14 protein-coding genes are annotated in these 19045 nt (G+C 64.8%); 4 read left to right on the plus strand and 10 right to left on the minus strand.

Annotation, left to right across the window (positions count from 1 at the left end):
• From U5709_RS07050 to U5709_RS07090, 9 genes are all read right to left on the minus strand, one after another.
• Nucleotides 1-2234, minus strand: a 2234-nt coding sequence (locus tag U5709_RS07050; RefSeq protein ID WP_321973085.1) for a hypothetical protein, incomplete at its 3' end; no start/stop codon positions are given.
• A gap of 206 nt (nt 2235-2440) precedes the next feature.
• A complete protein-coding gene (locus U5709_RS07055; RefSeq protein ID WP_321973086.1) occupies nt 2441-4789 on the minus strand; it encodes a DEAD/DEAH box helicase in 2349 nt (782 codons plus the stop codon).
• Nucleotides 4790-4871: 82 nt separating this feature from the next.
• Nucleotides 4872-5252 carry a hypothetical protein gene (locus U5709_RS07060; RefSeq protein ID WP_321973087.1) on the minus strand — a complete coding sequence of 127 codons (381 nt, stop codon included), beginning with the start codon at nt 5250-5252 and terminating at the stop codon, nt 4872-4874.
• Nucleotides 5252-5569, minus strand: a complete 318-nt coding sequence (locus U5709_RS07065; RefSeq protein ID WP_321971309.1) for a hypothetical protein — start codon at nt 5567-5569, stop codon at nt 5252-5254. Before U5709_RS07065 ends, U5709_RS07060 begins: the two co-directional genes overlap by 1 nt.
• Before the next feature lie 27 nt (nt 5570-5596).
• Nucleotides 5597-5794: a hypothetical protein gene (locus U5709_RS07070; protein ID WP_321971310.1), complete on the minus strand. Its 198-nt coding sequence runs from the start codon at nt 5792-5794 to the stop codon at nt 5597-5599.
• Nucleotides 5795-5813: 19 nt separating this feature from the next.
• Nucleotides 5814-7289, minus strand: a complete 1476-nt coding sequence (locus tag U5709_RS07075) for an amino acid permease (protein ID WP_321973088.1) — start codon at nt 7287-7289, stop codon at nt 5814-5816.
• Between the two features lie 11 nt (nt 7290-7300).
• On the minus strand, nt 7301-8638 hold the full coding sequence (locus U5709_RS07080) for an ATP-binding protein (RefSeq protein WP_321971312.1): 1338 nt from the start codon (nt 8636-8638) through the stop codon (nt 7301-7303).
• Nucleotides 8639-8921: 283 nt separating this feature from the next.
• Nucleotides 8922-10601: a TerB N-terminal domain-containing protein gene (locus U5709_RS07085; RefSeq protein ID WP_321973089.1), complete on the minus strand. Its 1680-nt coding sequence runs from the start codon at nt 10599-10601 to the stop codon at nt 8922-8924.
• A gap of 169 nt (nt 10602-10770) precedes the next feature.
• A complete protein-coding gene (locus tag U5709_RS07090; RefSeq protein ID WP_321971314.1) occupies nt 10771-11502 on the minus strand; it encodes a DUF554 domain-containing protein in 732 nt (243 codons plus the stop codon).
• A 67-nt stretch (nt 11503-11569) separates the two neighbouring features.
• Here U5709_RS07090 and U5709_RS07095 point away from each other — a divergent pair, with 67 nt between their 5' ends.
• Both U5709_RS07095 and htpG read left to right on the plus strand, forming a co-directional pair.
• On the plus strand, nt 11570-12256 hold the full coding sequence (locus U5709_RS07095) for a fused MFS/spermidine synthase (protein ID WP_321973090.1): 687 nt from the start codon (nt 11570-11572) through the stop codon (nt 12254-12256).
• A gap of 380 nt (nt 12257-12636) precedes the next feature.
• Nucleotides 12637-14667, plus strand: a complete 2031-nt coding sequence (gene htpG, locus U5709_RS07100; protein ID WP_321973091.1) for a molecular chaperone HtpG — start codon at nt 12637-12639, stop codon at nt 14665-14667.
• A gap of 500 nt (nt 14668-15167) precedes the next feature.
• On the opposite strand, the gene U5709_RS07105 is transcribed toward htpG, so the two are convergent.
• Nucleotides 15168-16058, minus strand: a complete 891-nt coding sequence (locus tag U5709_RS07105) for a DMT family transporter (RefSeq protein WP_321971317.1) — start codon at nt 16056-16058, stop codon at nt 15168-15170.
• Nucleotides 16059-16248: 190 nt separating this feature from the next.
• Here U5709_RS07105 and U5709_RS07110 point away from each other — a divergent pair, with 190 nt between their 5' ends.
• Nucleotides 16249-17580 (plus strand): CHAD domain-containing protein, encoded by a 1332-nt coding sequence (locus U5709_RS07110; protein WP_321971318.1) that lies wholly within the window; start codon nt 16249-16251, stop codon nt 17578-17580.
• A gap of 45 nt (nt 17581-17625) precedes the next feature.
• On the plus strand, nt 17626-19014 hold the full coding sequence (fumC, locus tag U5709_RS07115) for a class II fumarate hydratase (protein ID WP_321973092.1): 1389 nt from the start codon (nt 17626-17628) through the stop codon (nt 19012-19014).
• Nucleotides 19015-19045: the final 31 nt, after the last annotated feature.

A 19045-nucleotide genomic window follows, 5' to 3' on the forward strand; every position in this document is an offset into this window, starting at 1 on the left:
GGCGTGCGGATGTCGTGGCTCATGCTGTTGAGGAACGTTGACTTTGCGCGGTTGGCCTGCTGCGCGGCGGCAAGGGCCTGCGTCAGCGCCTCTTGCTGCTCGAGGTCGCGGAGCTTCTCGTCTGTGATCTCGCGCACCACGTAGAGGGCCTCCTTGGCCGCGCCCTTCTCGTCTCGGCGCTTTACCACAAAGCTTGTCTGCACCCACTTGCCGTTGAGGCCCTTGTATTCGGTCGCGATCGTGTTCGTGTCCTTCAGGCGCTCGGCAAGCGTGCTGAAGTCCAGGAAGTCAGCCATGTGGGGTTGCATATCGGGTGCCATGAAGGCGTCGAGAATCGCCTGCTTCTTCTCGTCGAAGTCTCCGCCCTTGCCGGTCACGGCCTCCATGAGCGGCACGCTGTTGAACACCTCAAACTGATGCGTGTCGATATCAACTTTGATGATCGTGGTGTAGATGTTGGAGAGCGACTGCATGACCTCGGTGTGCTCGCGCTGCTCTCGCTTGATGGCCTTGCGCTCTTCGATGATGTCGTCGATCTGCATGAAACCGCAGACGACGCTGTGGGTGTCGCCGATCTTTCTGAACTCGTACTGGTAGTGGTGCGTGACGCCGTCGATGATGCTGCGGTACGTGCCGATAAGCTCCGTCTGCCTGGAGAAGACGTCTCGCAGGTTGTCCATGTTGAACGCCTCGGAGATACGCTGCCTGTCCTCTGGGTGGACGATCTCGCGAATCCAGTTGCCAACCACCACGTCATAGGGGAACGTCGTGCCCTTGACGTCCCTGATGTACTTTGAGTTGTAGTCCTTACCGAGCTTGATGATCCTGGCCTCGTTGCTGTCCATGTTCACAACGTATGCGTTGAAGAAGCTGGTGGACAGGGTGTTGATGATGTCGAACTGCTCCTCGAGCTGCCTTTGGTGCTCGGCGTGCTCCGCAACGATGCCGTCGATGTTCTGGAAGCCCGCGACAACATGGACGTGGTCGCCCGTGGTGTTCAGGCTGAACTGGTAGTTGTAAACCTGCCCGTCGACGAGCATCCGGTAGTTGCCGGTGTACTCGTCTTGCTGGGCAAACACCTTGTGCAGGTGCTCGACGGAAAGCGCGTTTGCGAGCCTCTCTTGGTCATCGGGGTGCACGGCGTCGGCGATCCACGCGCTTAGGAAGGCCTCGAAGGGAAACTCCTGGTTGACCACGTCGTCAAGGCGCTCGTCCACAAAGTCGTCCTCGAGCTTGAGGATCTTGGCGGTTGTGGTCTTGAGGTTGAGCAGGTAGGCGTTCTTGAAGCTGCGCGCAAGGGCGTTGATGACGGACAGCTGCTCCTCGAGCTCGGCGCGCCGGCGCTTCTCGGCCTCAACGCGAGCCGTCACGTCGGCGCCGCACACGACGGCGCAGGTGCCGGCCTCGTTTGCCCTGATGAAGCGGAACGTGCGGTTGCGAACGCGACCAAGGTAGTTCTCGTCAAAGGCCACCTCAAAGGCGTCGTGCGCCTTGAACTGCTCCATGACGTGGGCGGCGGCGGTGAGCTCGCGCATGCGTTCGCGGTCGCCCTCAACAACGTCGCTCTGGATGTACTTGCCCATGGCCCGCGCGTAGCTGCGGTAGTCGGCGTACTTGGAGCCGGTGCTGTCGTTGGCCTCGTACACGTGGATGTAGTCGGCGGAAAGGTCCACGTAGAACAAGGTGGTGTACTGCTCGCAGAGCTTTTTGAGGAGGACCTGCGACTCCTCGAGCGCCTGGCCGTCGGTTTCGCTATTGAGCTTTGCGCTGAGGACGACCGAGCTGACCGTCTGCAGGAAGCTCATGGTGCAGTTTGCCCGGGGGTTGTCCACGCCGATGTAGCCCGCGAACTCGCCGTTGATGTTGAGCGGCGCCAGGATGATGCTGTGGATGTCCTGGGGGGCCAGGATCTTGTACAGCGGGTCCTCATGGTCGAGCTCTTCGTCGATGTCCTCGATGACGAGGTCGCCCTTCTTGACGGCGTCCTCAACGCCCTGGATCTCCGTGAGGGGGAGGGCCTGCAGGTACTCGATCTGCGGTACCACGCCGGGCGCGCACCACTCGTGCGTGTTGTAGGCGATGCCTTTCTCGGGGTCGATACGGAAGATGTAGGCCCTGTCTGCTTTGTGGAAGCTGCCGAGGTCAGCAATGATGTCGTCGGTGCTGTAGGAGTCCGAGGAACTCAGAAGGTCAACGATGGTGCCACCCTGTTGGGCGTTCGGCGCGGCGTTCATGGTGTTATCTCCCCTGCTCGTACGGCGATTCGGGCGGCTGCCCCCCGGCAGAAAAAGCGACAGTAGAATTAATGATACGCCTGTTGAGCTGCCTGCGGACGCTGCGGCCTCGTCATTTTGTTCAGCTGCTGGTGACAGGTTCTGCGTGCAGGTCTGTCCCAAAACCGCTGCAGAAAGGGGACTGTCCCCTTTCTGCAGGCAGGGGGCTAGGACCACTGGGCGACGCGGCGCTTCATGCCGGCGATGTCGAGGGTGCCCTCGGCGAAGCCCTTGCGGATCAGTTTCTCGGGGACGAGCTCGTCGTACTTCTCGAACGTGGGGACCTCGCCGGGGTAGATGAGCTCCATCGGGTCCTCGAGCGCCTCGGCCTCGGCCGCCACCACGGTGTAGAAGGCGCGCTCGTCGACCTCGGGCGCCATGATGAACGTCATGTAGTATGGCCGCGACGAGTCGAGGCCCTTAAGCCCCAGCTCCTTGGCGCACTTGATCTTGAGCAGCCGCTCCAGTGCGAGGAACGCGTAGCTGCCGAGCCACGGCAAGAGGCACCACATGTTGCCGCCGAGGCTCACGAGCGGCGAGCGCGCAAGCCCTCCGTTGGCCGCCACGTGCCGCGCCTGCGCGAGCCTTGCGCGAGCGTTTTCCTGCAGGTAGGGATAAGGGGCGTGCTCCTCCAGCGCGCGGCGCATCCGCTCGAGGACGTGCGTGTCGATGTCTCCCGAGCACTCGCCGAAGTACGCCGGCACGCGGCCCTTGACCTGCGTGACGTAGAGCAGGTGGCGCTTGTGGTCGACCTCCTCGACGATCCACACGTGCCCTGCGATGGCCACCTTCTCGCCCGGCGGGGGAGGGGCCACCAGCGTGCCGATCTCCTGCGAGTCGCAGCGCACCGTGTACTCGACGTTTTCCTGGAAGACGGCATAGAACTTGTAATTGTTCACCACGCGCTCGCCGGCGAGGCCCACGATCAGGCCACCCGTCTCGGTCTGCTCGATGTAGTCGCGCTCCAAATGGAAGCGCAGAAGCTCGCGGAAGTCGTCTGCGCTCACGCGGTGGAAGAACGTGAGCGTGAGCACGCGGCTCGCGAGCTGCGCCGGCGTGAGCTCCCCTTCGGAGGCAAGAATTGCGAGCGTCTGGTGGCAAAGCAGGCTGTACGGCAGGCGGTCCAGCCGGGGCGCCTCGACCCAGTGCTCCTCGCGGTAAAGCTGCACGAGCGCGATGCCCTGCAGGAGCTTCCAGGGGATGGTCTCGGGCGTGAGGGCGCGCGCCTCGGGCTGGTCCTCGCGCATGACGAACCACATCTCGGGCGGCGCGTCGCGGCGGCCGGTGCGGCCCATGCGCTGCAGGAACCCCGAGACGGTGAACGGCGCGTCGATCTGGAAGGCGCGCTCGAGTCGGCCGACGTCGATGCCAAGCTCAAGGGTGGCGGTGGCGACGATGGAGAGCTCGCTCGCGTCGTCGCGCATGAGCTCCTCGGCCGACTCGCGGATGGACGCCGAGAGGTTGCCGTGGTGGATAAGGAATCGGTCGGGCTCGTGGTTCTTCTCGCAGTACGCGCGAAGCACCGTGCAGACGTCCTCGGCCTCCTCGCGCGAGTTGGTGAAGACGAGGCACTTGCGCCGCGCCGTGTGCTCAAAGATGTAGCCGATGCCGGGGTCGGCGTTTGTCGGCGCGACGTCGGTCGGCGGCTCGTCGGGGGACAGGGGGATTATCTGCGTGCTCTTCTCGTTGCCGTCGGGGCTCCATGGGGTTATCCCCGAGCTCTTCTGGATACCCGCAGGCACCTCCTCGCATACGGCGATGATCTGCGCCTCTTCGCCCTCGCGGGTCCTGAGCAGCGACTCCGGCGCCTGCGGGCCCGTGGTGTAGAAGTGCTCCATGCTGATGCGCCAGGTGCGCGGCGGCTCCTCGATGCGCGGCACGATGGTCTTGCGGCCGGTCCCGGCGGCAAGAAACGCGCCCACGGCCTCGGGGTCGCCGATGGTCGCCGAAAGGCCGATGCGCCGCGGGTCGACGCCCGCCATGCGGCTGAGGCGCTCGATGAGGCACAGGCATTGCCCGCCGCGGTCGCCGCGAAGCAGGGAGTGGACCTCGTCGATGACCACGTAGCGCAGGTCGCAGAAGAGCTTTGCTACGGCCGAGTGGCGGCGCATGAGGATGGCCTCGAGCGACTCCGGCGTGAGCTGGAGCACGCCGGACGGCTGCTTCATGAGCTTCGCCTTGTGGGAGGCCGAGACGTCGCCGTGCCAGTGCCACACGGGTATGTGCGCCTCTTCGCAGAGGTCCGTCAGGCGATAGAACTGGTCATTTATCAGTGCTTTTGTGGGTCCGATGTAGATGGCGCCGACGCTTGCCGGAGGGTCTTCCCAGAACTCGGTGAGGATGGGGAAGAAGGCCGCCTCGGTCTTTCCGGACGCCGTCTGCGCGGTGAGAAGCACGTGGTCCTCGGTGCCGAAGATGGCCTCGCCGGCGGCGACCTGCACGCCGCGAAGGTTCTCCCACTCGTGGTCGTAGATAAAATCCTGAATGAACGGCGCGTAACGGTCGAAGACTCCCATGTGCCCCTCTCAATTCCGTACGCATGTTCGAAATATTGTAACGCATGGCGCGTCGATTCTTGTCCCGCGCGACGCACAAAATTTATGCAACGCGATGCACCGCCGTCCAACGGAGGCGCTGCCATGGCAACAAAAAATCGTCCTGGATCTCGACGTCGGCATCGTCGAGCTCGCCTGCGACCACTTGCTCCGCCAAGCGTTGCTGCGGCCTAACGGTTGCACGACTCGTTGGCGTCCAAGGCGTAGATGAGCGACTCCTCGAGCTCGTCCAGGTTTCGCGCTCGCAGGGATAAAGCAGCACGTAGACGTGCTGCTTGAACTTGACGTCGGCGTAGACCTCGGGGCTTCCGGCGACGGTGGCGTCGGCGAAGGCCGAGGCGCCCATCGAGTAGGACTTGCCCACGTAGATGTCGCGGAAGCCGGTGAAGTCGCCCTTCTTGACGGCGTGGGGATAGGCGGCCATCACGTAGCAGCCGCAATGGTCGAGGAGCTCGTGGTGCCGGACGGCGCGCCGCTGCTGCCCATCCAGCTCTGCAAGAACTTCTCGACGCTCATGCGGATCTCGGAGCCGTTGAGGATGGCCTCGCGCGCGGCCGTGCGGGCCTTGGCCTTGGCGCGCGCCTCGCCGAGGGCGGGGACGTTCGTGCCGATGCCGCCGATCGCGCCTGCGACGCCCGACCCGATGCTGTGCGCGACGGCCCTGACCTTGTTCGCGACGCCGTGGCCCGCTTCGGGCACGGCGTGGGCCACGGCGCCGGCGGCCTTCTGCGCGGCGGGCACGACCTTCTCCTCGATGACGGGGCGACTTTAGAGATAAGGTGGGGCGCGACCTGTGCTGCCTGGCGGACATACGGCGCGGCCTTGTTCACCGCGGTGGCGAACGCCTTGCCCTTCGCGCCAGGCACGAACCGGGCCCATCTGCGCCAAATCGATCGCGCGGTTGATGGCGTCAACGTAGTCTTTTGAGGATTTGACCTCTCTGACCTGCGGCTCGTTGGCATCCATGGCGCTTCTTAACAATGGTTTAGGCAACAAACATCGGCAAAAGATTTACCATCACTGTAGCAATGACGGCCGCCGCGACGATTGCCGCGAACACCTTGTCGGCGAGTGTGGGCAGCAAGCTCTTCTTGGCACGGACGCGCATGAGCAGGTAGAGGATGGTGCCGGGCGCGACGGCGATGGCGACAACGGTGAGGCCCTTCATGCCGCTCGACCAGATGAGAAACGCCGTGTACGCGAGGGCGAGGGTGCCTGCGATGCGCGCGGAGATGAGGCTTGGCGCAAGCGGCATATCCATGCGCTCAGCCTTCCACGCGATGCGCGCATAGTAGGCGGCGGCGCACGTGTAGGGGACGAGGATCGCGTAGACGGAGCACGTGTAGAAGAACTGGTACGTACCCTCGGAGAAGATCGACAGAACCAGAAACGCTTGGGTGATGCCTGCGGAGACCAGCACGGTGGTGACCGAGGTCCCGTGGCTGTCCGTTGCCGCAAGGCGGGCGGGGAGAAGGCCGCGGCTCGCGGCCTGGTAGGACGTCTCGGCGGCGAAGGTCAGGTAGCCGAGCATGGTTCCCATGAGCGAGACCACCACGCCGCCGTTGACGAGCACGGCGCCGGCGGGCCCGATGACCTTCTCAAAGACGCCGGCAAGCGACGGCGTGGAAAGGACGGCCAGCTCTTCTCGCGGCAAAATGCCCAGCGACAGCACGCAGATCAGGATGTAGAAGACCACGACAAGCACAAAGCCGAACGTGGTGGCGCGGCTGACGTCGTGCGGGTCGCGCGCGCGACCGGAGACCACCACGGCGCCCTCGAGCCCCACGAAAAGCCATACGAGCGAGATCATGGTGCCGCGCAGCTGCTCGACAAACGAGGGGCCGCCGGGCTCTCCCCAGAAGTTGGATGTGAAGACGGCCGGGTCAAACTTGGTGAGAAGGACGACACAAAGGATGAAGAGCGCCAGCGGCACCAGCTTTGCCAGCGTGATGACCAGGTTGACGCCGGTGGCAAGGCGCACGCCGTGGGTCAGCAGAAACGCGATGAGCCACAAAAAGCACGAGGCCAGCAGCACGGAGACGGGGGAGTTTCCGCCGCCAAGCTGCGGGAAGAAGTACGAGAGAGCGTTGAAGAGCATGATGGCGTAGCCCGCGTTGTTGAGACATGCGCTCATCCAGTAGCCCCAGGCGGAGCCAAAGCCCACGTACTCGCCAAAGCCGGAGTGGGCGTAAGCATAGATGCCGCCGGAAAGCTCGGGGCGCACGGCGGCCAGGCCGCTGAAGGTTTTGGCCAGCGCAAACACGCCCACAAAGCAGATGGGCCAGCCCGCAAGAACGGCCGCCGTGTTGGCGCCTCCCGCGGCCAGGTCTCCCGCCAGCGAGAAGATACCAGCGCCCACGCAGGTGGTGACCACAAGGGTGGTCAGGCCTACGAATCCAAGGCTGTTGGTGTTGTCGGTTGCGTTCTGAGCTGCGGCGAGCTTCTCCGCATCAGATCCCATCGGTCTTCTCCCTAGATCGTGAACTCTGCAAAGCGCGAGTCAACGTCTGGCGAGGTCTGCCCCGATGCACCCGCCTCTCCCACGCTAGACCCGGAGGAGACGAAGGAGCCCGACTGTAGCAGTTCCGCAACACTGGCCTTGGGATTTTGGTACAAGATGTCCAGCAACTCGATGAAGTCGCGGATGACCTCGCGCGGCGTGAGGTGGGAGTCGGCGCCCACGCGGCCGAACTCGACCTGCAGGAAGCTCACGAGGTCCTCGGTGACAAGGCGGCGCTCGTAGCCGAAGTAGCCGGCGTGGATGTCGGCGAGCTTCTCGGTGAGGACGAGCAGCTCCTCGTAGGTGAGCGGGTTTAAGTGGATGACCGGGGCGAGCATGTCCGTCATGCCCTCCGAGGCAAAGCGCCCCTGCGTCAGGCGGCTGCGCAGGGCCTCGTAGCTGTACACGCCGCGACGGCGATCCTCGATGGACTGCGGGGTGCCGCCCATGATGATGCCCAGGTGGTGCGCCTTGCCCTGGAGCGTGTCGTTGTACATGGTGAGGATCTTCTCGTAGTTGTACTGGCGCGTGATGGAGTTCGGGATCTTGTACAGGTTGACCAGCTCGTCCACGAGCACGATGAGGCCTTGGTAACCCGCGCCCACGAGGAACTCGGCGAAGAGCTTGAGGTACTCGTACCAGTCGTCGTCGCCGATGCAGGCGTTGATGCCGAGCTCCGTCTTGGCCTCGGTCTTTGTGCGGTACTCGCCTCGCAGCCACTTGGCGCAGCAGGCCTGGCGCTCCTCGTCGCCCTCCAGGTAGGCGGCGTAGTAGGCCTCGAGCACGCGACAGAAATCGAAGCCGTGCACGAGCTCGCGGATGGGGGAGAGCGCGGCCTTGAGCGGGACCAGGGGGTCGGTCGCGCCTTCGGAGAGGTTGCGCGCCCAGCGCTCGAGCACGAGCGGCAGCGCGCCGCCCTCAGGGCGGGTCTTGGTGCTGAGGTTGCGGATCAGCTCTTTGTACGTGGCGAGGCCCTGGCCCTGGTTGCCCTGCAGGCGGCGCTCGGGCGAGAGGTCGGCGTCGGCCACAACAAAGTCGCGGCCCATGGCGTGCGTGCGGATGGTCTGCAAAAGGAACGACTTGCCCGCGCCGTACCGGCCGACGAGGAAGCGGAAGCTCGCGCCGCCGTCCGCCACCAGCGCGAGATCGTGCAGCAGCGCCTCGATCTCGCGCTCGCGGCCCACCGTGATGTAGGGCAAGCCGATGCGCGGCACGACGCCGCCCTTGAGCGAGTTGATGATCACGGCGGCGATGCGCTTGGGCACGCGCGCCCTCTGGGCCGTGTTCCGGTCGGGCTTCTGCTCCGGCATGGTGTTCCTCTCTGCGTGTTTTATGCCTCCATGCTACCACGCCCGCCCAGACAAGAAAACATCTGTTCGGATTCTCGGGTGAAACGTCGTCTCGGGGCGGTCACGCGGGCTGCTCGCGGACACAAGTCGAGGTTATGCACGATTTAATCTGCTTTGTCCGAGTAACCGGAAAACACGCAACCTATCTACCTGCGGAAACGCAAACGTCCATACGCCGGCTACTCACCTTGTTCGAATTAAATCGTGCATAACCTCGACTTGTGCCTTGCGGCGGGCAAAGACCTCACTGCTCGAGCACGTCGCGGACGTCGCCGGCGTAGTCCTCCACGAGCTGCGGCGTCCCGTCGTCGCCGAACTCGACCGCCGTGTCGCCCAGCAGGTCGAACAGCTTCTCGTTCACGGCGTCGACCACCAAATCGACCGACTTGCCCGCACCCTGGATGAGCTCTTCTTTATTGCCTTTCAAAAGCGCCCAAAGGAATGAAACCTCCCCTTGTGAGAGCCCGTACGGCCCCGTCCCATCGGAGGGCGTCGACTCAGGGGCAAGAAGCGACGGCGCAGCCGGAGAGCTTGTCTCCGCCAGCAGTTCCGCATGAGCCGGAGGCGGCTTAATGTCGCCTCCGTGCGAATCAGGACTGTTTGAGCATGAAGACAGGTCCGCAGCCCCAGACGGAGTCCCCTCATCGCGTTCCTCATCCACCAGCAGCGCCTCCTGCGTGACCGCCGCTGCCGACCGAATCCCCGCGAGCTTCGACAGGTCGATGTCGATGACGATTGGCCTATGCGCCTCTTTGTACGCCAGGTAGTCGACGATCTCCGCGTCGATCATCTTGACCAGGTACTTGGGCTCCGCATGGTCCTTGAGCTGCGCGGGGTAGTCGAGGGCGGCGCGCAGCTGGCGGTCCACGGCGCGGCAGATGTCGCCGAGCTTCGCGCTCTTGGCGCCCCCGTCGTGGTAGCCCTCGCAGGTCCAGTTGCCCTGGCGGCACACGTAGCGGCGCGTCGGCGAGAGCTCAAAGACGCAATCCTCGTGCGGCGCGGGGTCGTAGTGGATGGCCGAGGCGTACATGAGGTGGCGGACGGCGAAACGCGTGCCAAAGAGCGTCTCGGTGAGGCCCTGGTTGTGCGTGCGGGCATAGTGGCGCGCGAGGCGGATGAACACGGCGCAAAAAACAAGCTCCAGGTCATCAGGCGCGTCTTTGTAAAGTTTTGATTCGGTTATGCGGTAGGTCGAGAGCTCGGCCGCGGCCTCCATGAGCTTCTTGGCGGGCTCTGCGAGCGTGCCAAAGCCGAGCGCTTCCCTGCGCGACCCTTTGGGCGGAGCCGAGAGCACGGCCGCGCGATCGATGCCCTCGAGCAGCGCGATGGCCCCGTCATGCGCGGTATCGGCGTAGGGCGTGGCGAGTTTGGGGTCGAGGCCGTGGTCGACCACGTAATCCACAAGCCAGGGGCGGACGTTTCGGTCCATGCTCGCCTGGTCGAACGTGCGATACGCCTGGTAGAAGGCTTGAATCGCCTCGAAACCGCCCGTGCCCGGCTCAACGCCGATACCCATGAGCAGCTCGTAGATATACACGTAGGCAAAGGACGTCGACACGTCCTCGATCTGCCCGCGCCGCACGTTTGCGCGCCACGTGAAGTAGCCGCGCAGCTGCCGGTCGTTCATCGACCGGTAGGTCGGGTAATACGAGAGGAACTGCCCCGTGTAGGGCGCGTGGTCCTCGAAGTCCTCGAGCAGCCGGGCCTGCTCATAGAAGAGGCGCGTCTCGGACCAGGTGCGGCCGGTCGGCGTCGTCTGCAGCTCGCGCAGGCGCTTGATAGGCTCGGGTACGAAGCCGTGCATCTGCGAGCCGCGGCGGATGATCGGCTCGTCGCCGTAGTTCTTGGCCGACGAGAAGGCGCGGCCCGTCCGCAGGCGCGGGTCGCTTAGCAGCTGCTCAAGTATCTTGTCGATGTCTGCCACGGCTCACCTCCCTAGCGTTCCGCGCGGCTCTCGCCATCATACGACAGCGACGAGGGGGCGGCTCTTTGGGTGCCCAGGCGTTCCTGGGCCAAAAATCGCAGATGTGGGGCGGTTTGAAGCGCTATAACTGCGATTTTTGGCCCAATAACGGCAATATCTGCCCACGCAGCTACATCACGTACGCGAGCGCGGCGGCGATGAAGATGGCTGGCAGCATGTTGGCTGGCTTGAAGGTCTTGGGCCAAATCAGGTTCACGCCCACGCAGAAGATGAGAATCGAGCCCACGAGCCCCAGGTTGCTCAGGGCGGCCGTGGTCATGAGCGGCTGCAGCGGCACGCACGCCACGGTGACAAGGCCCTGCCAGACGCCCACCGGCAGCGCGGCGAACATCGCGCCCTTGCCCATGGAGGCCGCCATGGCGCAGATGATCACCGCGTCGATGGCGCCCTTGAGCATGAGGGTGTTGTAGTCGCCGGTGAGGCCGTCTCGGATGGCGCCGACAATGGCCATCGCGCCGATGCATACGGTGAGGCTCGCGGTTACAAAGCCGTCGACAAAACTGGCGTCGCCGGAGCTGCCGGTCTTCTCGCGAAGCCAAACGCCCAGCTGCTCAAAGCGGGCGTCGAGGTCGATGGCCTCGCCGATGGCCGAGCCGAGCGCCAGGCTGATGAGAATCATCATCGTGCCGCCGGCCGAGAGGCTCGAGCCGCCGCCGTCCGCGCTCACGACGGCGAGCATCTTCTCCATGGTGCCGCCGACGCCCAGGAAGATGACCGAGAGGCCGCATGCCTTGAGCAGCGCGTCTTGCAGCTTCTGCGTGATGAAGCGCCGTCCGACGAGCCCGGCGAGCCCGCCGCCCACGATGCAGCAAACGTTGATGATGGTGCCCAAGCCGTGCATGAGTTGCCTCCTTTGTTTTCCGCAGGTTATGGTAGCAGGGTAATTCCGTCGGTAAGAAAGGCTGTTCGTGTTCGGTAACCTTGACCTGCATATTGTTCGGCTGGGCCTGCGCCCGACGCTGGTGTACACGGTCGAGGGGCCGGAAGGGGAGGCGGTGCGCGTGCTCTCTTGCGGCGGCGTCTTCCAGTCGGCGACCTACCTCGACAAGAAGCGCATGGAACCGGTTTTCGAGTACTATCGCGCGTTCGGTCGAGCGCTCGAAGGCGTGGAGGCGCCGGCCCCGCGCGTGCTGGTCGTGGGCGGCGGCGGGTTCGCGGTGCCCAAGCACGTGCGCGAGCTGCGGCCCGAGGCGCGCATCGACGTCGTGGAGATCGATGTCCGTGTGATCGAGGCGGCGCGGCGCTGGTTCTTCGCCGACGAGGCCGGTGTGCGCGTGACCTGCGGCGACGGCTTCGACTTCGTATGCGGGGCGGCCCTTCGCGGCGAGAAGTACGACTTCATCGCGCTCGACGCGTTCTCGGGCTCGGCGCCGGTGGCGAGTCTTGCCGGCGCCGAGGCAGCCCGCGCCTACGCGAAGCTTTTGGCCCCCGGCGGCGTGCTCGCCGCGAACGTGGTGACGCTTGATGGCGACGCGACCTTCTTGCGCGACTTCCAACTCGTCCTCGAGGCGGAGTTTTCGCAGGTTGACCTTATGGCCTGTCCCGACGACGCCTGGGCTGCCGACGACAACTTCCTTCTGATGGCCCGCGCTTGAACTACCTTGCATAGTTTTGCCTCTCGTGCGACGAAAGTGCCGGGCGCGTGCAAGGTTTTGCCGTTCGTGCTACGTGATTTTGGGCGGATACGTGTCGCCAGCTTTAGGCCAACTGGGCTTTTGTGGGAGAGGCAAGGCAAATGGACCGTTCGAGGACGAAAACTACGTCGCACGAGCGGCAAAACCTTGCAGGAGATTCCCCTTTACGTCGCACGAGCGGCAAAACCTTGCAACTTGCAACACAGGCGCTCGAGCCACGTGCCTTCGGCTCTCAGAATCTAAGCGCGCATGGCTAAAGTTTTCTGAGCGTATGCGTATATCTCCGCGCGGACACGGGTAGGAACTACTTCGTTGAACAACGCTCGACGAAGGGACCACTTATGCGCAAATTCAAAACCGAAAGCAAGAAGCTCCTCGACCTCATGATCAACTCGATCTATACCAACCGCGAGATTTTCCTGCGCGAGCTCATCTCCAACGCCTCCGACGCCATCGACAAGCTCTACCTCAAGAGCCTGACCGACGCCTCCGCCAACGTTGACCAGGCAAACCTCGCCATCACGCTGACTGCCGATAAGGACGCCCGCACCATCACCGTCTCCGACAATGGCATCGGCATGACCGCAGAGGAGCTTGAGAAGAACCTCGGCACCATCGCCCACTCCGGCTCCGAGGAGTTCAAGGCTGAGAACGCCGAGGCCCAGGGCGACGCCGTGGACATCATCGGCCGCTTTGGCGTGGGCTTCTACTCCGCCTTTATGGTTGCCAAGGAGGTCAGCGTGGTCACGCGCGCCTTCGGCTCCGACGAGTGCAACCGCTGGACCTCCGACGGCGTTGAGGGCTACACCATCTCCGCCGTGCCCACCGACGACCCGGCCTACCGTGCCACCTGCGGCACCGACGTCATCATGGCCCTCAAGGACAACACCGACGACGCCTCCTATGACGAGTACACCTCCGAGTACACCCTGAAGGACCTGGTCAAGCGCTACAGCAACTACGTGCGCTACCCGGTCCAGATGATGGTCACTAAGTCCCGTCAGAAGGAGAAGCCCGCCGACGCCGGCGACGACTACAAGCCCGAGTGGGAGTCTTACGAGGAGCTCGAGACCCTGAACTCCATGACCCCCATCTGGAAGAAGCGCGCCGCGGACGTGGAGCAGTCCGAGTATGACGAGTTCTACAAGTCCACCTTCCACGACTGGGAGGTGCCCGCCCGCACCTTCAGCCTGCACGCCGAGGGCTCCCTTGAGTACGACGCGCTGCTGTTCATCCCCGGCAAGGCGCCTTTCGACCTCTACAGCCGCGACTACGAGAAGGGCCTCGAGCTCTACAGCTCCAACGTCCTCATCATGGAGAAGTGCGCCGACCTCGTGCCCGACTACTACAACTTCGTGCGCGGCGTCGTGGACTCCTCCGACATCACGCTGAACATCTCGCGCGAGACCCTCCAGCAGAACCGCCAGCTGCAGGTCATGGCCCGCCGCATCGAGAAGAAGATCACCTCCGAGCTCGAGGCCATGCGCGACAACGACCGCGAGGCCTACGAGAAGTTCTTCGACAACTTCGGCCGCGGCATCAAGTACGGCATCTACTCCAGCTACGGCATGAAGAAAGACGAGCTCGCGGGCCTGCTTTTCTTCTGGAGCGCCAAGAACGAGAAGTTCGTCACGCTGCAGGAGTACGCCGAGGGCATGGTCGAGGGCCAGTCCCAGATCTACTACGCAGCCGGCGACGACCGCGACCGCCTGGCCAAGATGCCCGTGGTCAAGGCCGCGCTTGCCAAGGGCTACGACGTGCTGCTTTGCACCGCCGACGTGGACGAGTTCTGCTTCCAGGCAATGCGCGACTTCACGGCCACCGGCCTCGCCAAGGTCTACGAGGACGACGCTGCCCGCGAGGCGGCCGAGAAGGCCCAGGCCGACGGCGCCGAGGCCGAGACCGAGGACCGCGCGCTCACGCTCAAGAACGTGAGCTCCGGCGACCTCGACCTCGCCACCGACGAGGAGAAGACCGCTGCCGAAAAGACCGCCAAGGCAAACGAGGGGCTGTTCGTCGCCATGAAGGACACACTGGATGGCGCGGTGGCCAAGGTCACCGTCTCGGCGCATCTGACCGGCGAGGGCGACGCGCCGAGCTGCGTTACGGCCGAGGGACCCGTCTCGCTCGAGATGGAGCAGGTGCTGGCCGCCGGCCCCGACGGCGGCGAGAACGCGCCCAAGGCCACCCGCGTGCTCGAGGTCAACGCGTCGCACCCCGTGTTCGCCAAGCTGCAGGCCGCCCAAGAGGCGGGGGATGCCGAGAAGCTCGCGCTGTACACGTCGCTGCTGTATGACCAGGCGCTTCTTACCGAAGGGCTGCCGGTGGCCGATCCTGTGACCTTTGCGCAGAACGTCTGCAAGTTGATGTAGGCGCCGGCGGCGGCTGTGAGGTCGCCGCGGGTGGCAAGAAGGCCCCCATCCTTATGACTCCGCCCAGGGCCGCTTCGCTTGATGGGGCGGGGTCGCGGGTGGCAAGAAGCCCCGACGCCTTCCGTATCATGCTCAGCGCTCGCTTCGCTCGCTCGCTGCGCGAAATCGCATGAGACGAAAGGCCGAGAGGGCTTCTTGCATCGGACGGCTGGGAGGGGGCGCGGGATCGCATGAGGCGGGAGGCCGAGGGGGCTTCTTGCATTGGGCGGCCGTGGGCTCGCATCGCTGCGCTTGCTCGCGGCGGGGACATCGTGCATCGGACGGCTCAGGGGGCGCGTCGCTGCGCTCGCCCCTGCGGATGGCGAGGGGAACGAGGGCGAGCGCTGCGCTGCGCGGGCGAAGGGTATAGGGCAGGCTTTTGTGGTGGGGCGCGAGCGTCCCGGGGTCAGTACAAGGGGAGGAAAATGTGTTGGCGAGAAACTGCGTTTCTCGCCTTTTTGTTAGTGGGGTTTGGCGAGGGACATGGTGATCATCATGGCGACGATGCAGATGAGGCCTACGAGGTCGTAGGGGGTAAAGGCGGCGTCGAGGAGAAGGACGCTCGCGACGGTGGCCACGACCGGGGTAAAGACGAGCAGAAGGCTTCCGAGCAGGGGGCCTGAGTCCTTGAGGCCCTGCATGGCGAGCAGGTAGCCGAGGATTGCACCGCAGATCACGGTGCCGGCGAACACGGCCCAGCCCGTGCCGTCGAACGCGGGCGCGCCCGCCCACGGCCGCGCGGCCGGGATGAGCAGCACGCCGCCGAGCGTCATGCCCACGGCGTTGACGGAAAGCGAGCCGTAGCGCTCCAGCGCGTAGAGCGGCAGCGTGTTGTGCAGAAACCCGAGCACGCCGTCGAGCAGGCACCAGCCGAGGCCGGCCAAGCCCACGACCAGCGCCGCGGGGTCTCCCTTGGTCGCGATGAAGTAGATGCCCGCGAGCGCGAGCGCGACGCCTGCGAGCTCGGCCAAAAGCGGCCGGCGCCGGTCGCGCGCGCAGGTAAAGATCATCACGTACACGAGGCTCAGCTGCGTGAGCAGGGCCTCGGTCGAGGCGTTGGTGCTGCCGATGGCCATGATGTAGCTCACCTGGTAAAGAGCGATCCCCAGCGCGGCAAAGAGGGCGACGCCCACCATGGCGCGCCGGTCGCGCAGCATAGCGAAGAGCCTCTCTCGGCAGGTCGCAAGGCAGATGACAACAAAGACGATGCCCGCGATGAGCACGCGGAAGCATCCGATCCACGTGGCCGGCACCGTATAGTTGCTGGTCAAAAAGTTGATCATCACGTTCGAGATGCCCCAGAAACAGGCACCGGCCGTCCCCATGGTGATGCCGCGAGCCTTCGTGTCCATTCGTGCCTTCCGTCGTCGTTTGCCCTTGCATGTTTACCGTATCCGGCGCGTCAAATCCAGCGTCGGCGTCGACGCGGACGGCCGAGGACGGCCGCTCACCCTGTCGCTCGGCGGTAAGGGGCCGCGGGCGCCCGTGCCTTCGCTATGCTTAGATACGACTGATTTCACTCCTGCCCTGGGGAGAAAAACAATGGTAAAGACTCTGGTCCTTGTGCGTCACGGCAAGACGGAGGACACATCGGAGAGCGGCGCGGACATCGACCGCAGGCTCACTGCGTCCGGCGTCCGCGCCCTCGAGATGACGTATCCGCGCAACCTCTCGCTTCTTGGCGAGGAACCCGACATCGAGATCTGGTGCAGCCCCGCCGTGCGCGCGCTGCAGACGGCGGGCGTCGTTGCCGAGGCGGTGGACGCCTGCGGCATCGACGTGCATCAATCTTTGTACGATCAGGACATGGACGGCGTGCTCGCGGAGCTTGACGCCGCCCTGCCCGAGCTCGATTGCGACACCCTTGTGCTCGTGGGCCATGTGCCCTTTATGAACGAGCTCGCCTTTAAGCTCACCGACGTCGAGCTGCGCTTTAGCAAGGGCGCCGCGGCCGCCATCGCCATGCCTGAGGGCAAGGCCGTGCCCGACGGCTGCACCCTGCGCTGGTTCGTCGCCGGCCCCGACTCGCTCGCGTGGGACGCCATGGCCGCGGTGGAGGACCAGGTCCAGGAGCTCGCGGCCGACGCCTCCGACGCCCTCGACGCGTTTCTTGCCGACCCCGATGACGTGGAGCTCGTGCGCAGCCTACGCGTGAGCATGCGCCGCCTGCGCGCCGTCATCCGGTTCCTCGCGCCGTGGCAGTCCAAGAAACAGGGCCGCCGCACGGTCGATGACCTGCGCGGGGTTCTGGACCTGATGACCACGCTGCGCGAGGTCGACATCCTCTCCGACGTCGTCGACGGTCTCGTGGAGACAGGCGAGCTCGGCGAGAACAGCCTTTTGCCCGTGGCCTGCGCCAAGCAGCGCCAGCTCGAGCTCGAGGGCGTGCTCGCTGCCATGAAGAAGCGCCACGTCAAGCGCAACATTCACAGCTTGGCCGATGAGGTGCCGTCGATTCGCTGGAAGGGCCGCGTGCTCGATTCCGGCCTTGCCGCCGAGGACTTCCAGGCCCACTTCGACGAGGAGTTTGCCGGCTTGGACGACGTGCTCTTTGGCCTCGACCTGCACGATCCGGTCGCTGTGCATGACGCGCGCAGCAAGGTCAAGGACCTGCTGTTCGTCGCGAACCGCCTCGCCATGGTGCTGGGTGACGAGCGTGCGCAGATGGGCGCTGAGCTCGACAACATCCAAAGCGAGATGGGCGCCCTATGCGACGCGCAGCGCAACGTGAGACTCGCCAATGAGTTCTCGCTGAGCCCGCGCTTCCGCGGCGTGCGTGCCGACCTGGGCGTCGTCGCGCGTGACCAAGGTGAGGTCGCGAGCGCTATACTCGCAGGCGCGACCTTCTCCGGCAGCCTTCGCGCCGCTGATTAGGCTGCGTGTCCGCGGCGTATCAAAACTTGAATAAGGAGACCTGCTATGGCCGACCAATACCGCGTCGAGCACGACTCGATGGGCGAGATGCGAGTGCCTGTCGACGCCCTTTGGGGCGCCCAGACCCAGCGCAGCCACGAGAACTTCCCCATTGGCGGACAGACCATGCCCGCAGAGATTATCGCTGCGTTTGCGCAGCTCAAGAAGGCTGCCGCCCGCGCCAACGCCGAGCTCGGCCGCATGGACGGGGCCTCGGCGGACATGATCGCCGCCGCGGCCGACGAGGCCCTGGCCGGCAAGCTCGACGGCAACTTCCCGCTTGTTGTGTGGCAGACGGGCTCGGGCACGCAGTCCAACATGAACATGAACGAGGTACTGGCCAACCGCGGCAACCAGATCGCGGCCGAGCGCGGCGTGGAACTGCCCCGCCCCTTGCACCCCAACGACTCCGTCAACATGAGCCAGAGCTCCAACGACACCTTTCCCACGGCTATGCACATCGCGGCCGCAACAGCCCTCAGCGACCGCCTGCTTCCCGCGATCGAGCAGCTCGCGGCCACGTTCGAGCGCCTTGAGGAGGAGAACGCCGGCATCGTGAAGTCCGGCCGCACGCACCTGCAGGACGCCGTGCCCATCAGCTTCTCCCAGGAGATCTTTGGCTGGCGCGGCCTTCTGGAGGCCAGCGCGGAGGAGATCCGCGCGAGCCTTCCGGGCCTTTATCGCCTGGCGCTCGGCGGCACGGCCGTCGGCACCGGCCTCAACGCCCCCGCCGGCTTTGACACCGCCGTGGCCGCGCAGATCGCCTCCCAGACGGGCCTGCCCTTCGTGACCGACCCCAACAAGTTCCGCGCCCTTTCCGGCAAGGACGCCGTGGTCTTTGCGCACGGCGCTGTCAAGGCCGCGGCCGCCAACATGATGAAGATCGCCAACGACGTGCGCTGGCTCGCGTCCGGGCCGCGCCTGGGCCTGGGGGAGATCACCATCCCCGCCAACGAGCCGGGCAGCTCCATCATGCCGGGCAAGGTCAACCCCACCCAGTGCGAGGCCGTCACGATGGTCGCCGTGCAGGTCATGGGCAACGATGCCACCATCGGCTTCGCCGCGAGCCAGGGCAACTTCGAGCTCAACGTCTTCATGCCGGTCATCGCGTACAACTTCCTGCAGTCCGTGGGGCTTCTCGCCGACGCGATTGCCTCCTTTGACGAGAGGTGCGCCAGTGGCATCACGGCAAATCGCGAGAAGATGCATGACAACCTGCACGGCTCGCTCATGCTGGTCACGGCGCTCAACCCCTACATCGGCTACGAGAACGCCGCCAAGGTGGCCAAGAAGGCCTACGCCGAGGGCACGAGCCTGAAGGAGGCCTGCGTCGAGCTTGGCTTCCTCACCGCCGAGCGCTTCGACGAGGTGTTCCACCCCGAGCAGATGGTGTAGACCTGCAAAGGGGACAGTCCCTTTTGCAGGT

This window comes from Paratractidigestivibacter sp. (genome assembly GCF_963660155.1).
Classification (GTDB): domain Bacteria; phylum Actinomycetota; class Coriobacteriia; order Coriobacteriales; family Atopobiaceae; genus Paratractidigestivibacter.

Bases quoted from the DNA above. Each gene is read 5' to 3' on its own strand.
- htpG (WP_321973091.1), top strand. From the start codon at position 12,637: ATGCGCAAATTCAAAACCGAAAGCAAGAAGCTCCTCGACCTCATGATC.
- fumC (WP_321973092.1), top strand. From the start codon at position 17,626: ATGGCCGACCAATACCGCGTCGAGCACGACTCGATGGGCGAGATGCGA.
- U5709_RS07075 (WP_321973088.1), bottom strand. From the start codon at position 7,289: ATGGGATCTGATGCGGAGAAGCTCGCCGCAGCTCAGAACGCAACCGAC.
- U5709_RS07105 (WP_321971317.1), bottom strand. From the start codon at position 16,058: ATGGACACGAAGGCTCGCGGCATCACCATGGGGACGGCCGGTGCCTGT.
- U5709_RS07090 (WP_321971314.1), bottom strand. From the start codon at position 11,502: ATGCACGGCTTGGGCACCATCATCAACGTTTGCTGCATCGTGGGCGGC.
- U5709_RS07110 (WP_321971318.1), top strand. From the start codon at position 16,249: ATGGTAAAGACTCTGGTCCTTGTGCGTCACGGCAAGACGGAGGACACA.
- U5709_RS07080 (WP_321971312.1), bottom strand. From the start codon at position 8,638: ATGCCGGAGCAGAAGCCCGACCGGAACACGGCCCAGAGGGCGCGCGTG.
- U5709_RS07055 (WP_321973086.1), bottom strand. From the start codon at position 4,789: ATGGGAGTCTTCGACCGTTACGCGCCGTTCATTCAGGATTTTATCTAC.
- U5709_RS07060 (WP_321973087.1), bottom strand. From the start codon at position 5,252: ATGGCCGCCTATCCCCACGCCGTCAAGAAGGGCGACTTCACCGGCTTC.
- U5709_RS07070 (WP_321971310.1), bottom strand. From the start codon at position 5,794: ATGGATGCCAACGAGCCGCAGGTCAGAGAGGTCAAATCCTCAAAAGAC.